The 13,586-nt window shown below is 67.8% G+C and carries 17 protein-coding genes and 1 pseudogene; 13 read left to right on the forward strand and 5 right to left on the reverse strand.

The window, feature by feature from the left end:
• Positions 1 to 197 (forward strand): annotated as a pseudogene (locus tag AC1RRF_RS13620) (adhesin); the annotation flags it as partial.
• A gap of 15 nt (positions 198 to 212) precedes the next feature.
• Here the strand turns inward: AC1RRF_RS13620 and AC1RRF_RS13625 are convergent.
• Entirely contained in the window at positions 213 to 590 is a 378-nt protein-coding gene (locus AC1RRF_RS13625; RefSeq protein WP_492835421.1) for a hypothetical protein, read from the reverse strand.
• A gap of 117 nt (positions 591 to 707) precedes the next feature.
• Between AC1RRF_RS13625 and AC1RRF_RS13630 the strand changes: the two genes are divergently transcribed.
• From AC1RRF_RS13630 to AC1RRF_RS13650, 5 genes are read left to right on the forward strand one after another with little or no spacing between them, the layout of a single operon-like run.
• Positions 708 to 1,049, forward strand: a complete 342-nt coding sequence (locus AC1RRF_RS13630) for an ArsR/SmtB family transcription factor (protein ID WP_492835423.1) — start codon at positions 708 to 710, stop codon at positions 1,047 to 1,049.
• A 2-nt stretch (positions 1,050 to 1,051) separates the two neighbouring features.
• Positions 1,052 to 1,549: an SRPBCC family protein gene (locus AC1RRF_RS13635; RefSeq protein WP_492835425.1), complete on the forward strand. Its 498-nt coding sequence runs from the start codon at positions 1,052 to 1,054 to the stop codon at positions 1,547 to 1,549.
• Positions 1,549 to 2,214: a dihydrofolate reductase family protein gene (locus AC1RRF_RS13640; RefSeq protein WP_492835427.1), complete on the forward strand. Its 666-nt coding sequence runs from the start codon at positions 1,549 to 1,551 to the stop codon at positions 2,212 to 2,214. The genes AC1RRF_RS13635 and AC1RRF_RS13640 overlap by 1 nt, the downstream gene beginning before the upstream one ends.
• Complete coding sequence (locus AC1RRF_RS13645) at positions 2,211 to 2,678, forward strand: SRPBCC domain-containing protein (protein WP_492835429.1); 468 nt, start codon at positions 2,211 to 2,213, stop codon at positions 2,676 to 2,678. The genes AC1RRF_RS13640 and AC1RRF_RS13645 overlap by 4 nt, the downstream gene beginning before the upstream one ends.
• Positions 2,678 to 3,334 (forward strand): glutathione S-transferase family protein, encoded by a 657-nt coding sequence (locus tag AC1RRF_RS13650; protein WP_492835431.1) that lies wholly within the window; start codon positions 2,678 to 2,680, stop codon positions 3,332 to 3,334. The genes AC1RRF_RS13645 and AC1RRF_RS13650 overlap by 1 nt, the downstream gene beginning before the upstream one ends.
• Here the strand turns inward: AC1RRF_RS13650 and AC1RRF_RS13655 are convergent.
• Positions 3,331 to 3,801, reverse strand: a complete 471-nt coding sequence (locus AC1RRF_RS13655) for a PaaI family thioesterase (RefSeq protein WP_492835433.1) — start codon at positions 3,799 to 3,801, stop codon at positions 3,331 to 3,333. The two genes, AC1RRF_RS13650 and AC1RRF_RS13655, sit on opposite strands and share 4 nt — an antisense overlap.
• 116 nt (positions 3,802 to 3,917) lie before the next feature.
• Here AC1RRF_RS13655 and AC1RRF_RS13660 point away from each other — a divergent pair, with 116 nt between their 5' ends.
• Positions 3,918 to 4,262, forward strand: a complete 345-nt coding sequence (locus tag AC1RRF_RS13660; protein ID WP_492312115.1) for a TFIIB-type zinc ribbon-containing protein — start codon at positions 3,918 to 3,920, stop codon at positions 4,260 to 4,262.
• A gap of 3 nt (positions 4,263 to 4,265) precedes the next feature.
• Here AC1RRF_RS13660 and AC1RRF_RS13665 read toward each other — a convergent pair whose 3' ends face one another.
• A complete protein-coding gene (locus AC1RRF_RS13665; protein WP_492835435.1) occupies positions 4,266 to 5,981 on the reverse strand; it encodes a hypothetical protein in 1,716 nt (571 codons plus the stop codon).
• A gap of 176 nt (positions 5,982 to 6,157) precedes the next feature.
• On the opposite strand from AC1RRF_RS13665, the gene chvI reads away from it, so the two are divergent.
• From chvI to AC1RRF_RS13690, 5 genes are all read left to right on the forward strand, one after another.
• The gene (gene chvI / locus AC1RRF_RS13670) at positions 6,158 to 6,862 is read left to right on the forward strand and encodes a two-component response regulator ChvI (RefSeq protein WP_291839067.1); all 705 of its coding nucleotides are present in this window, start codon (positions 6,158 to 6,160) and stop codon (positions 6,860 to 6,862) included.
• Positions 6,831 to 8,453: a two-component sensor histidine kinase ChvG gene (chvG, locus tag AC1RRF_RS13675; protein ID WP_492835437.1), complete on the forward strand. Its 1,623-nt coding sequence runs from the start codon at positions 6,831 to 6,833 to the stop codon at positions 8,451 to 8,453. The genes chvI and chvG overlap by 32 nt, the downstream gene beginning before the upstream one ends.
• Positions 8,450 to 8,875, forward strand: coding sequence for an HPr kinase/phosphorylase (locus tag AC1RRF_RS13680; protein WP_492835439.1), 426 nt, complete (start codon positions 8,450 to 8,452; stop codon positions 8,873 to 8,875). Before chvG ends, AC1RRF_RS13680 begins: the two co-directional genes overlap by 4 nt.
• A gap of 89 nt (positions 8,876 to 8,964) precedes the next feature.
• On the forward strand, positions 8,965 to 9,369 hold the full coding sequence (locus tag AC1RRF_RS13685; RefSeq protein WP_291837378.1) for a PTS sugar transporter subunit IIA: 405 nt from the start codon (positions 8,965 to 8,967) through the stop codon (positions 9,367 to 9,369).
• The gene (locus tag AC1RRF_RS13690; RefSeq protein WP_492835441.1) at positions 9,366 to 9,644 is read left to right on the forward strand and encodes an HPr family phosphocarrier protein; all 279 of its coding nucleotides are present in this window, start codon (positions 9,366 to 9,368) and stop codon (positions 9,642 to 9,644) included. Before AC1RRF_RS13685 ends, AC1RRF_RS13690 begins: the two co-directional genes overlap by 4 nt.
• Before the next feature lie 3 nt (positions 9,645 to 9,647).
• On the opposite strand, the gene trhO is transcribed toward AC1RRF_RS13690, so the two are convergent.
• Complete coding sequence (trhO, locus tag AC1RRF_RS13695; RefSeq protein WP_492835909.1) at positions 9,648 to 10,607, reverse strand: oxygen-dependent tRNA uridine(34) hydroxylase TrhO; 960 nt, start codon at positions 10,605 to 10,607, stop codon at positions 9,648 to 9,650.
• A 226-nt stretch (positions 10,608 to 10,833) separates the two neighbouring features.
• On the opposite strand from trhO, the gene AC1RRF_RS13700 reads away from it, so the two are divergent.
• On the forward strand, positions 10,834 to 12,225 hold the full coding sequence (locus tag AC1RRF_RS13700; protein ID WP_492835911.1) for a phospholipase D family protein: 1,392 nt from the start codon (positions 10,834 to 10,836) through the stop codon (positions 12,223 to 12,225).
• Here AC1RRF_RS13700 and AC1RRF_RS13705 read toward each other — a convergent pair.
• A complete protein-coding gene (locus AC1RRF_RS13705; protein ID WP_492835443.1) occupies positions 12,211 to 13,563 on the reverse strand; it encodes a TRM11 family SAM-dependent methyltransferase in 1,353 nt (450 codons plus the stop codon). The genes AC1RRF_RS13700 and AC1RRF_RS13705 overlap by 15 nt on opposite strands.
• Between the last annotated feature and the right edge of the window lie 23 nt (positions 13,564 to 13,586).

Consider the following 13,586-nt stretch of genomic DNA (forward strand, 5'->3'; position numbering starts at 1 on the left):
TCGCGACGCCGCGCCCGGCCCGTCCGACGCCGGCCCCGGCGCAGCCGACGCCCGCTCCGGTCACGGCTCCGCCGCCGGTGATCGTGACCCAGCCCCTGCCGGAGCCCGCGCCCGCCACGCCGCCGCCGACCGCGGCCGAGCGCCCGGCGGCCGATCCCGACGCGCCGATCACGACGCGGCCTCAACGACTGGATTGATCCGTCAGGCGGGACCTAGCGCAGGGTGATGTAGCCCCGCTCGACCATCCGGCGCAGGCCTTCATAGACCTCGGCCAGCTCTTCATAGGCCGTGCGCGCGGCGGTCAGCCGGGCGACTTGGTCGACGGTGGAGGGCGCGCCGGACTCGGACTGACGCAGCCCTTCGGACACCCATTTGCCACGCGCCGTGGCGGTCAGCACCGCCAGCCGCTGGAAGGCCGGAGCGTCCAGCCCCGGAACCATCTGGCCGATGACCTCGCGGTTGGCGACGAAGGCCGAATAGTCGATCTGTTCCAGCAGGCCGCGCAGCCGGCGCTGTTCCTGGGGATCGGCGTCCTGCGGCTCGAAATGGTCCCGCTGGCGACGGTAGCTGCCGGTCTGCATGGTCGACATGGCGCCTCTCCCAACAACACACGAGGGACCCGAACCCTGCGCCGCGCCGATTAACGGGGCGTTGCGATGCCGACGCCGCGCGCTTGCAATTGCGGCCGCGCCATAATACTTAAGTGAATGCTTCAGTATCAGGAACCGCTCGATCTCGCCTTCCAGGCCCTGTCGGACCCGACCCGGCGGCGCATGGTCGAGCGCCTGTCCGCCGGACCGGTCTCGGTCAGCGACCTGGCCGAGCCGCTGCCCATGTCGATGTCGGCGGTGATGCAGCACCTGAAGGTTCTGGAGGCGGCGGGCCTGGTCCGCTCGGAGAAGGTGGGCCGCGTGCGCACCTGCCGGGTCGAGCCGACGGCCCTGAGCGCCGCCGAACGCTGGCTCAATGACCGGCGCCGGTCCGTCGAACGCAGTCTCGACCGGCTGGGCGCCTTCCTGGACGAAACCAAACCAGAGACGGAGACCTGACCATGACGACCTCGGACAAGCCGGTCCTCGCCCACGGGACCTTCACGATCAAGCGCCGGTATGACGCCTCGCCCGAAAGGGTGTTCCGCGCCTACGCCGACCCCGCCGCCTTCCGCCGCTGGTTCGTCGACGGCGAGGGCTGGACCATCCATGACTGGTCCCATGACTTCCGCGTGGGCGGCAGCGCCGGCGGCAGTTTCCGGTTCGGCGATGAGACCAACGACACCTGGTTCAACGACACCGAATACCTCGACATCGTCGAGAACAGCCGGATCATCACCAGCTATGTGATGGGACGCCTGGTGGGCGGGGAGAAGGAGCGCGCCTCCGCCTCCCTGGCCACGATCGAACTGGTCGCCGATGGCTCCGGCACCGGCCTGGTCTACACCGAGCAGGGCGCCTTCTTCGGCCCGGACGGCGCGGATCACATCCCGCTGCGCGAGCACGGCTGTGGCGAGATGCTGGATGCGCTCGGCCGCGAACTGAAGGCGCAAGGGTGATGGCCGGCAAGGTTCGCGTCAGCAGCTTCGCAATCTCCGCCGACGGGTTCGGCGCGGGTCCGGACCAGAGCCTGCAGGCGCCGCTGGGCGTCGGCGGCGAGCGGCTGCACGAGTGGTTCTTCCCGACCAGGACCTTCCAGGCGATGTACGGCGACGGCAAGGGCGCGGACGGGATCGACAACGGCTTCGCCGAGCGCGGCATGGCCGGCCTTGGGGCCTGGATCCTGGGCCGCAACATGTTCGCCCACTCGCGCGGCCCCTGGGTCGATGACGGGTGGGAGGGCTGGTGGGGCGAAGAGCCGCCGTACCGCTGTCCCGTCTACGTCCTGACCCACCATCCGCGGGCCTCGCTCGAGATGAAGGGCGGCACGGTCTTCCATTTCGAGACCGGCGGGATCGAGGCGGCGCTGGAGAAGGCGCGCGCCGCCGCCGGCGACAAGGACATCCGGATCGGCGGCGGGACCGAGACCGTACGCCAGTACCTACAGGCCGGGCTGATCGACGTGCTGCACATCGCCGTCTCGCCGGTGCTGCTGGGCCGAGGCGAGCCGTTCTGGGACGGACTGGACCTGCCCGCCCTCGGTTACGAGATCGGCGCCTCGACCGCGGGTGAGCGGGCGACGCATCTGGAGATCGTGCGCGCCGGCCGGGGAGGCGGGGTGTGACCGACGACCGTCTCGTCTTCGGCGCCTTCACGATTGAGCGCCGCTACGACGCCCGCCCGGAACGGGTCTTTCGCGCCTTCACCGACCGCGAGATCAAGCAGCGCTGGATGGGCTGTGAGCATGTCGCCTCGCCGGTGATCGAACAGCTCGACTTCCATATCGGCGGTAAGGAGGTCAGCCGGGGCGGCGGCGAGGACGGCGAGCACCTGTTCGAGGGGACCTATCTCGACATCGTCGAGGGCCGCCGCTTCATCTTCGCCTTCGTCATGACGGTGGGCGGCCGCAAGCTGTCGGCCTCCATCGCCTCGGTCGAGATCCTGGCCGACGGGAACGGGGCGAGGCTGATCTTCAACGAGCAGGGCGTCTATTTCGGCCAGGACGGCTGGGCCGAGCGCGAGGAAGGCACGGCCGTCGGTATGCAACAGATGGCCGACTGGCTGGCCGCGAACAAGGAGACTGTCTGATGACCCTGCTGCTGTGGTCCCACCCCTACGCCGGATACGGGCAGAAGACCGCGGTCGCCCTGTATGAGCTGGGCCTGCCGTTCGAGCTGAAGCTGGTCGACGGTTCGCCGGAGGCCATGGACGGCTTCATGGCCGTTTCGCCCTTCGCCAAGATGCCCGCGCTGGTGGACAAGGCGGCGGGCCGGACGGTGATCGAATCCAGCATCGTCATCGAATATCTGGACCGGCTGGCGGGCGGCGGGCGTCTGATCCCGGCCGATCCGGAGGCGGCGCTGGAGGCGCGCTTCATCGATCGCATCCTGGACACCTATGTCGGGGGCAACATGAACCGCATCGTGTTCAACCGGCTGGGCCGCGCGGGCACGCCGAACGAGACGGCCATGGCGCTGGACGCGAAGGAACTGGAAACCGCCTGGGACCTGCTCGAGGCGCGGCTGGGCGACGGCCGGACCTGGGGCGCGGGCGAGACCTTCACCCTGGCCGATTGCGGGGCCGCGCCGCTGATGACCTACGCCCGGCGGCTGGTTCCATTCGGCGACAGGCCCCGGCTGAGGGCCTGGCATGCGCGGCTGATGGCGCGGCCATCCTTCGTGCGCGCACTGGAAGACGCGGCGCCGTTCGGAAATCTGATGCCCGCCCCGCTACCTGAGGATTAGGTCCGCGGCTGAAGCACCATCAGGGTCGACAGACCGTGGGCCAGCAGACGGCCTGCCTCGTCCTTCACCGTCGCCTCGGCGGTGATGATCTGGCGTCCGGCGTTGATCACCCGGCCTTCGCAGCGAACCCGGCCGGCGTCGGCGGTGATCGGCCGGGTGAAATTGGCCTGGGTCGACAGGGTCGAATAGCTGACGCCCGCCGGCAGCAGGGAATGGGCCGCGCAGCCCGTGGCGCTGTCGATCAGCGTCAGGGCCCAGCCGCCGTGGACCGTGCCCTGCGGGTTGAGGATGTGCGGCCCGGTCCGCCCCTCGAACACGGCGAAGCCCTCGCCGACCTCGACCAGGTCAAAGTCCAGGGTGGTGCTGATGGTGGCGGGCGGCAATTTCCCGTCCAGGACGGCCTGCAAGACTTCGATGCCGGGCAGGCGTCCGACGGCTTCGGCGGTGGTCTTGGGCGTGTCGGTCATGGCGTCACAGTTAGGGGGTCGGCGCCCTGGCGCAAGCGCGCGGCGGATCGCCGCGCGGGGGTGGCCGTTCCACCGTCCCGCACGTAGCTGTGGGGAAACCACCGGAGGAAACCCCGATGCCGCTTCTGATGTGCCCGAACGACAACGCCGCGATGCAGACGCTGGAACGCGGCGGCGTCCAGTTCGACATGTGCCCGAATTGCCGGGGTGTCTGGCTGGACCGCGGCGAGCTGGAAAAGCTGATGGAGTCCGCGACCGCCGAAGGCCGCGCCTCGGCTCCGCAGGCCGCTCCGGCGCCCCAACCCCAGGCCCCCTATCCGCCGCAGCAGGCGCAGCAGCCGTGGGGCGGGCAGCCGCAGGGTTATCGCGACGACCATCGCCGGGACGACCGCTACCGTCACGACGACGACTACAAATACAAAAAGAAGAAGCGCGACAGCATCTTCGACATTTTCGACTGACCCCTAGGCGGCCAGACCGGCCGCCTTCATCAGGGTCTTCAGCGGGGCCAGAACCTCGGGCTGCGCGGCCAGCGCGGCCCGGGCCTCGGGTGCGCGGAACAGCTTGATCGCCTCGGCCTTGGCCCGGTCGGCCGCGGGCCCCAGCGGAGCCGTCTCGCCCGCCGCCAGCCGCAACAGCACCGCCAGCTTCTGCGGCGCCGGGGCCGGCGAGCGGGACAGCATGACCACGATCCGCGCCTCGGCCTCGACGACGCCGCCGACCTTGCCGATCGCTTCGATGATGTCGGCCTCGTCCTTGTCCGACAGGCCGCAGGAGCGCACCGCCCGCTGCAGAACGGCCAGAACGCCCAGCTTCTGCGCCGCCGTCTGCCCGCCCGCCTGCCGCATCTCGGTTTCAAAGCGCAGCGAACCGACGCAGGCCGACAGCCAGCGCGCGGCGGACCGTTTGTTGGCCACGCCGGTGACGTTCTCGCACAGCCGGGTCAGGGCCTCGGCCTCGCACAGGATCGTGCGGCAGGTCTTGACGTAGGTGGCGACGAAGTCGGCGGTGACCAGGGCCTTGGACCGCTCGTTGAAGGCGTTCTGGACCTCTTCCAGGGTCAGCAGCCGTCCGGCGGTGGCGGTCAGGCTGGTGGCTAGCGCCCGCAGGATGTCGATCTCGCCGGCGGCGTCGTTGGGCCGCAGGCGGCGCGGGCTCATCAGTTCGCGCAGCACCATGCGGGCCAGGGCGGCCGACAGCAGGGGAAACTCAGCGGTCTCGATGCGCGCGCCCAGCCGGGCGGCGGGGCCTTCGACGGCGGGAACCTGCAGGGCCATGCGCGGATCCTGCCGAACCAGGATGCCCACCTCGCGCGGGGCCACCATGCGGACCACGGCCGCCATGGCCGCGCCCTGGTCCAGAGACGGTCCCAGGATGTCGGCCAGGCCGGCGCGCGACCCCAGCATCTCGCACAGGATCTGTTCGATCGGAACCAGCACCATGGCGCGGGCCTGCCCGTCGATCGGCGCGCGGTCGGCCAGGTCCATCAGCCGGTCCAGACGCGTCCGGCCGTCCTTCAGTCCCGCCAGGGCTCCGGCGACGACGCCGCCCATGATGAAGGCGCGCTCGGCCTGGCCTTCCAGCCGGTGCGCCAGGTCGGCGAGCGAATGATGCTCAAGGCTGGGGAAGCGGTTCTTGCGGCCCGCCAGGACCAGCCGTTCGATCGTCGCGTCCGACAGCTTCTGATAGTGGCGCACCAGATCGTGGACCGGCTTTCCGTCCGCCTGACTTTCGGGAACGGCGACCTTCTGGATCGCATGCTGAAGTTCGACGCCTGACGCGTCCAGCCTCTCCGCCAGGTCGGGCCGGTGCAGAAGCTCGAAGGCGGTCACGCCCTGCCGCTGCAACCAGTCCTCCAGAACGCGACCGATCTGTTCGCGGGCCATGGGCGCGTAAAGATCATAGGGCGTGCTGCAGCGCGGGCCCGAGACCTCCTCCACCGTCACCCGCTTGGCCTTCATCTCCGGAACGCCGCGGGTCAGCACCGTCACGCTGTTGAATTCCATGGTGTCGGGGTCGAGGGTTTCCTTGGTCACCCGCACCGCCGCCGCATAGCCGTCGCGCAGCAGGTCCTCGGCCGTATCGATCGCGTGGGCGCGATGCTCGGTCGCGATCTGGAGGGTCCAGGACGACGGCGCGGTCTTGCGGATATAGACTTCGTAGTGGATCGGGCCGGCCATGAAACGCTCGTACAGTTCGCCCCGATCATGGGACTGAGACTTTAAGGGCGGGTTTCGTTGCGGATTTGGCCGACGCGGCCCATCTTTCGCGCCGTAAAGTAACCGCGATGACGTAGAACGGTTACGCTTGCCGTGCGTTCATTGCGCGGACGATGAGCCTGCAAGGAGAAGCCGACTTGGCCAATATCACCCTGGTGGACGACGACGAGAACATCGTGGCGTCGGTTTCGCTGGCGCTGGAAAGCCATGGCCACAAGATCACGGCCTACCATGACGGCGCCGCCGGACTGGAAGCCCTGGAGGCGTCGCCGCCGGATCTGGCCATTCTCGATGTGAAGATGCCCCGCATGGACGGCATGGAAGTGCTGCGCCGCCTGCGCCAGACCTCCCAGATTCCGGTCATCATGCTGACCTCGAAGGACGAGGAGATCGATGAGATCCTCGGCTTCAACCTCGGCGCCGACGACTATATCCACAAGCCGTTCAGCCAGCGCCTGCTGATCGAGCGGGTGAAGGCCCTGCTGCGCCGGACCGGCGCCGATGGCGGCGAGCCCGAGCCCAGCGCCGAGAACTCGAACAAGGCCATCAAGCGCGGCAAGCTGACGATGGACCCGGCGCGCCACGAAAGCACCTGGGACGGCCGTCCGGTGAAGCTGACGGTCACCGAATTCCTGCTGTTGCAGGCCCTGGCCCAGCGCCCCGGCTTCGTGAAGAGCCGCGACAACCTGATGGACGCCGCCTACGACGATCAGGTCTATGTCGATGACCGCACCATCGACAGCCACGTGAAGCGCATGCGCAAGAAGTTCAGGGTCGTCGATCCCGAGTTCGACGCGATCGAGACCCTGTATGGCGTCGGATACCGTTACCGCGAAAGCTGATCCGGCGCGGGCCGGAGACAGCCGGCCCCGCCGACCCAAGCGGTTCGGCGGGTCGCGTCTCGGCGGGCTGATTCTCGCGCTCAACCTGCTCAGCCTGCTGATCCTGTTCGTCGGGGCCCTGCTCCTGAATGAATGGCAGCGGGGGCTGATCGAGTCCCGGCAGGAGACGCTGGCGGCCCAGGCCGAACTTCTGGTGCGGGTGCTGGGCGAGCCCCAGATCGGGGTCACGCGCGGCGAGCCGATCCCGACGCTGGACCCGATCGAGGCCAGCCGCTGGCTGCGCGACAACTTCATTCCCGCCGGCCAGCGCGCGCGCCTGTTCGACGTGGACGGCATTCTGGTGGCCGACAGCTACTGGGTGACCGAGGCCATCCCCGGCGAACCCCTGCCCGACGCCCGGCCCGCGGGTTCGCCGGTGGCCCACGTCGAAGCCGGAGACGCGCGCAACATCGAACGGGCCCGCCTGGCCCTGGTGGCCGAGGTCGAGGGCGCCCTGGAAGGGCAGCCCCAGGCGGAACTGCGCATGTCCGAGAGCGGCGACCGCGTGGTGTCCGTCTCCATTCCCGTTCGTCACGTCCAGATGGTGCTCGGCGTCCTGACGCTGGAGGCTGGCGACGTCGACGAGACCATCGGCGCCCAGCGCCGCGCCCTCATGCCCTTCGCCCTCGTGGCCCTGTTTGTCTCCCTGCTGTCGTCCCTGCTACTGCACCTGTTCGTCGCCCGGCCGGTGATGCGCCTGTCCGCCGCCGCCGACGAGGTCCGCCTGCAGCGCGCTCGCGCCATCTCCCTGCCCGATCTGGAAGGCCGCAAGGACGAGATCGGCGACCTGGCCCGCTCGCTGGAATCGATGACCGAGACCCTGTCGGCCCGGATGGACGCCATCGAGGCCTTCGCCGCCGATGTCAGCCACGAGATCAAGAACCCCCTGACCTCCATCCGCTCGGCGCTGGAGACCCTGCCGCTGGTCAAGACCGAGGCCCAGCGCGAAAGGTTGACCGCCCTACTGCAGCAGGATGTGCGCCGTCTTGATCGGCTGATCACCGACATCTCCAACGCCTCGCGCCTGGACGCCGAGCTGAACCGTGACCGGCCCCGGACCATCGACCTGACCGCCCTGCTGGTCGATATCGTCAGCGTCTACGAGGCGGGGCGCAAACCCGGAGAGGCGCGCGTGACCTTCACCCCGCCTGCCGGCGAGCACACCCTGATCGTCGGCCGCGACGGCCCGCTGGGACAGGTGTTCCGCAACCTGATCGACAACGCCCGCTCGTTCAGCCCGCCCGACGGCGAGGTGCGCCTGACCCTGCTGCGCGACGACATCGACGAGCGCGCGGTCCACGTCCGGGTCGATGACGAGGGCCCCGGCATTCCGGTCGAAAACCTGGAGACGGTGTTCGAGCGCTTCTACACCTCGCGTCCGCGCGGCACGGCCTTCGGCGCCAACTCCGGGCTCGGCCTGTCGATCGTGCGCCAGATCGTCGAAGCCCACGGCGGGACGGTGCGGGCGGAGAACCGGCCCGGCGACGACGGCCCTGACGGAGCCCGCTTCGAGGTGGCCCTGCCCGCCGCCCCGATGGCCCGCCGCCCATGACCCAGCCGGTTCACGCCACCGTCGTCGCCCAATGGGCCCCGGGCCGGGGTTGGCGCGCCGCCGCCCTGTTCGGACCGCCGGGCGCGGGCAAGAGCGACCTGGCCCTGCGGCTGATCGGCGCCGGCTGGCGGCTGGCGGCCGACGACTACGCCCATCTGTTCGCGGCCTCGGGCAGCCTCTACGCCCGGGCCCCGCGCACCATCGCGGGCAAGATCGAGGTGCGGGGCATCGGCGTCGTGCCCGCCTGCGCCCTGGATCTGGCCCGCGTCGTGCTGGCGGTGGAATTGGGTCGGGAGCCCGTGGAACGCCTGCCGGAACCGGCGATCCGGCGCGTCGAGGGGGTGGATCTGCCCCTGTTGCGGCTGGATCCGCGGGAGGCCTCGGCGGGTGAAAAGGTCGCGGCGGCCATCGCCCGGCTTTAACCCGACGCGGAGTTGGGCTATTCCGCGCGGCTTGCGGTCAGCTCAGGGAGCGATCGGAACGCGGGGGCGCAAGTCTTGGTGAAGCCTTCATGATCGGGCTGGTGATCGTCACCCACGGGGGTCTGGCCTCCGAATTCCTTTCGGCCATGGAGCACGTCGTGGGCCCCCAGCGCGGGGTCGCGGCCATCTGCATCGGCCCGGAAGACGATATGGAGCGCCGCCGGCGCGACATCGTCGACGCCGCGCGCGCCGTCGATGACGGCGACGGCGTGATCCTGCTGACCGACATGTTCGGCGGCACCCCCTCCAATCTCGCCATCTCGGTGATGGAGGAGACCCATGCCGAGGTCATCGCCGGCCTGAACCTGCCCATGCTGATCAAGCTGGCCAGCGTGCGCGGGCGCGAGCCGCTGGAAGCCTGCGTCGCCCACGCCCAGGACGCGGGTCGCAAATACATCTCCGTGGCCAGCTGGGTGCTGCAGGGCGAGAAATGACCGATCCCGTCGCCGCGACCGTCGGCATTTGCAATCAGCGTGGCCTGCACGCCCGCGCCTCGGCCAAGTTCGTGAAGCTGGCCTCGACCTTCGACAGCGAAATCCGCGTCACCCGGGACGGCGTGACGGTCAACGCCCTGTCGATCATGGGCCTGTTGATGCTGGGCGCCGGCAACGGCTGCGACGTCCACATCGAAGCCGAGGGACCGGACGCCGCCGAGGCCGTCGAAGCCCTGTCCGATCTGGTCAACCGCAAGTTCGACGAGGACCAGTAGGTCTCAGGCCTTGGAGCGATCCGGCAGGACCGCGCCGACGTGGTCGATGCCCAATTGTTCGGCGATCTCCATCTGGCGCGCCCGTTCCGCATAGCGCTCGCGCTGTTCGGTCGTGCGGCTGTCGTGGCAGCGTTCGCAGCAGATCCCCTCGACGTATAGCGGCGAGGCCCGGCCCGCTTCGCTGACCGGCATGCGGCAGCCCCGGCACAGGGTGTGGCTGCCGTCGGACAGGCCGTGGCCGACGGCGACCCGCTCGTCGAAGACGAAGCACTCGCCCCGCCACAGGCTTTCCGGCTCCGGCACGGTCTCCAGATAGCGCAGGACCCCGCCCTCCAGGTGGAAGACCTCCGGCACGCCCTCGGCCTTCAGGAAGGCCGTCGCCTTCTCGCAGCGAATGCCGCCGGTGCAGTACATGGCCACCTTGGGCGGGTTCGGGCGGTCCAGCAACGCGCGGCCCTCGGTGCGGAACCACGCCGCAAAGTCGCGGAAGCTGCGGGTGTTGGGCTGCACCGCGCCCGCGAAGGCCCCGACCGCGGCCTCGTAGTCGTTGCGGGTGTCGATGACGACGGTGTTGGGGTCCGCGATCAGGGCGTTCCACTCGGCGGGCGAAACATAGGTTCCGGCGTCCGTCATCGGATCCAGATCGGGTTCGTCCATGGTGACGATCTCGGCCTTGATCCGCACTTTCATGCGCCGGAAGGGCGCGGTGGCGGCGTCGGCGAATTTCACGTCCAGCCCGGCGAAGCCGGGCAGGGCCCGGATGCCGTCCAGCACCCGGTCGACGGCGTCGGCCGGACCGGCGATGGTCCCGTTCAGCCCCTCATGCGCCACCAGCAGGATGCCCCGCACATCCGGCGCGCACAGCTGCTCCAGTCGGGCCCGCACGGCCTCGCGATCCCCGATCCGCGCGAAACGGTACAGGGCGGCGACGCGAAAGGCGGGAGGGGGCGAGGCGGGCGACATCATGGACATGCGGACCTGGGAGCCCTGCTCCGCCTGTTTGATCCACACTGCAAAGCCGGATGGTGGAGCCGAGGGGAAGCCCCACCAAGTGCACAAATCCTTGCGGGATATCAGGGCCTGACACCGGATTGAGCAGCGATTTGGAGGTTATGCGTAACAGGTGCACATAACAAGACTGCCATTTAGCCATGAACCCTTGGCCTGCTCGTTGGGGTTCAGAATGCCTATGGCGCTTTCGAGCGCGCCTGTTATCCCTCCCTGGTGGAGGTGGCATTTGCGGTACATCGATAGTGGCGGTCGTGATCCGGGACATGCAGTGGCGACATGGCTTCATGCCGTGCTTCAGCCCGACCTCGCAGAAGTCCGCATCCAGTCGGGGTTCTACAGCCGCGAGGTTCTCCCACCGTTTATCGGCCCCTTCACCGCGCTTGCCGCTCCGGATGCTCTGGTGCGGGTCGTGGTGGGCTCCAACGATGGGGGAACTCTTGCGTCCCATCTCGACGAACTAGTGGCTGCTCTGCATCTACCCCGGGCGAACGCCCACCTCGGAGTGGTTTATTTCGCAGGCGGGTTTTTCCACCCGAAGACGTACCACTTCCGCAGAACAGACGGCTCGCAGGCGGCCTACGTGGGGTCCGCGAACTTCACGTTGCCCGGCATCGCCAAGCATGTTGAGGCGGGAATAACCCTCGACACGCGCGATGGCGATCCGCCGCATATCCTTGACGAGATCGCGACTGCAACGGACGCCTGGTTCAACCCGGGCCGAGCTGGCCTCGAAGTCGTAAACGACCTTGCGGACGTTCAGAGGTTGTTGGCGGACGGCATCGTTCGAGCGAATCCAGCCCCTCGACCACCCCGACCCACTGGCCAAGGGGGACAAGCACCGCAACGTCCCGGCCTCGCGCCCTTGGTCGTCATCAATCCCCCTGCCAATGCACCAGTGGCACCGGCTGTCGCGGGAGCAGGCCCCGCATGGACCGCTCTACCGACAGAACAGCGCACGCCACCATATCCGCCTTACGTTTGGTTCGCCCAGGGTGCGACAGGGCCTACGAGGGGGCCGGATGCAATAACCGAAACAGGGCTTGGTGATGCTACGGGGCTGATTATTCGGCTCAGCCGCGACAACGACCGGCATTGGAGAGATGCGTCCGGGACCGCAAATATCAGCATCCCCGTATCTACCGCCCCGACCCTCCGATTCGGTGTGTACGGTGACCGAAACCGGCCACGAGCCGAGTTCGACTTCCTCGCCCGCTATGTGGACGACGGCTCCGATCTGCGTGCCCCCCCGGCTGAAACAAACATCATGTCTTTCGGGTTCACACCCGGAGACGTCGGTCATGCCGACCTCAGACTGGTTGTTCCCAAGCCACCGATCGCTGATTTGCGAGGTCAGCTGATTGCCCGAGGCGCCGCGCTGCCTCAAGCTCTCGACCTAGCAGTGCTCGAATGGCCGACGCCAGCCGTCCCTAGCTTCCGTTTGACATTTGCCGATCCGGCGTCCCGGCTGGGAGCATCGATCACAACCATCTGGCAGAATGCAGTCGCTACCAATCAGCTCGCCAGTCGTGGAGCATGTTGGTTGCCGGTCGGGATTTCACCGGCTTGGTGAGGCAGCGCGAACGATGAGCAGGGTTTCGGCTTTGACAGCATTCGAAGCGTGTAAGCCGTAGCGTTGATAGGCTTGGAGGGCGGTTACTTCGGACACTGACCAACCTGCACCTTCGGCCAAGGACGCCAGATGTTTTGGGGTGTCGATGTCGAATCGCCTGCCATCTAGGACCGTGTGGTTGTGACCAACGATCAGGGCGAAGGGTGCGTCTGGTTTGAGACGGGTCGAAACGGCCCGGAACGTCTGGGCCATCTGGTCAAAATACCGATAGAGCAAAAGCGGGACTGCTTGGCGACGAAACCCGTCGTTGGCAGACAGGGCGTTCTGGAGTTCCAAGCAGAAGGCGGCCTCCGCTTCAGGCAAACCCGCCTTGTTTGTTTGGAGGGCCTCGATCCCGTCGCGCTTGGCTTTAGTTCCCATTTCACGGCTTCCAGTCAGCTCGGCGTCGACCTTGGCGATCTGATCTGGCGCAATCAAGCTCAGCCAAACTAGGGACAGCCGCTGCGTGTCGATGTAGGGCAGCGCCGTCGCATAGGGCGGACTGGTGATCGCTGCGTCCGCCTTGTCGGGCATTTCGACATCAGTGAGAGAGCGGTTGTCCTGCAAATACGCGCGACCGGGGCGGAGGTCCGTCCCAACCACCGCTTGAGCAGACGCGAGCTTCCTGATCGCCTCGCGGGCGGACTGAGCGAACGACTCAGCAAATGGCTTGATCACATTCGCGCTGGTGCGCCGCCTGATCCGAAGGTCTGCTGGCTCTTGAAGCGAAAACTCACGCAGGAGATTGCTCGCGACGACGAGGAAGAAGGTTCCGACGTTCGACTCTTCCGTCTCGATGGCGACCCTCATCCTTTCGATTTGAGTGAGGATGGCTGGCTCGAACCAAGCCTCCAGGTAGGATCGACGTGGGCTCTCACTTTCGTCGACACTCATCCTGCCTTCCCGCCCCGTAATCCGGTCCACGGCTGCGCTGAGTTCAGCGGCTGGGGTGATGAGGGCCTGAAGCTTGGCGTTCGCGATGAACACCGCGAGGGGGTTGAGGTCTGTACCTATTCCCCGCACCCCGCGATGGGCCGCCTCCACCAGCGTGGTGCCGCTTCCGCAGAAGGGATCGAGCAGGACGCCCCCATCTGAAACACCCAAGATATTGACGAGAGCCCGACAGACCTGAGGATTGAACTTTCCACGATACTCGTGAAGTCCATGAACGGAATATCTGGTCGATTGGCGGCGTCTGGTCGTTGATGCCGACTGTTCTAGCTGGCTCTGGAGCGTAGCTGCCCGCGTTCCGCCAGCATCCACCGATGCGAAGTAGGTGAGCATTTTGGCTGCGGCCAAGTTGGCTTCTTCGGAACGGACAT

The sequence above is a fragment of the Brevundimonas sp. GW821-FHT12C05 genome (assembly GCF_058807475.1).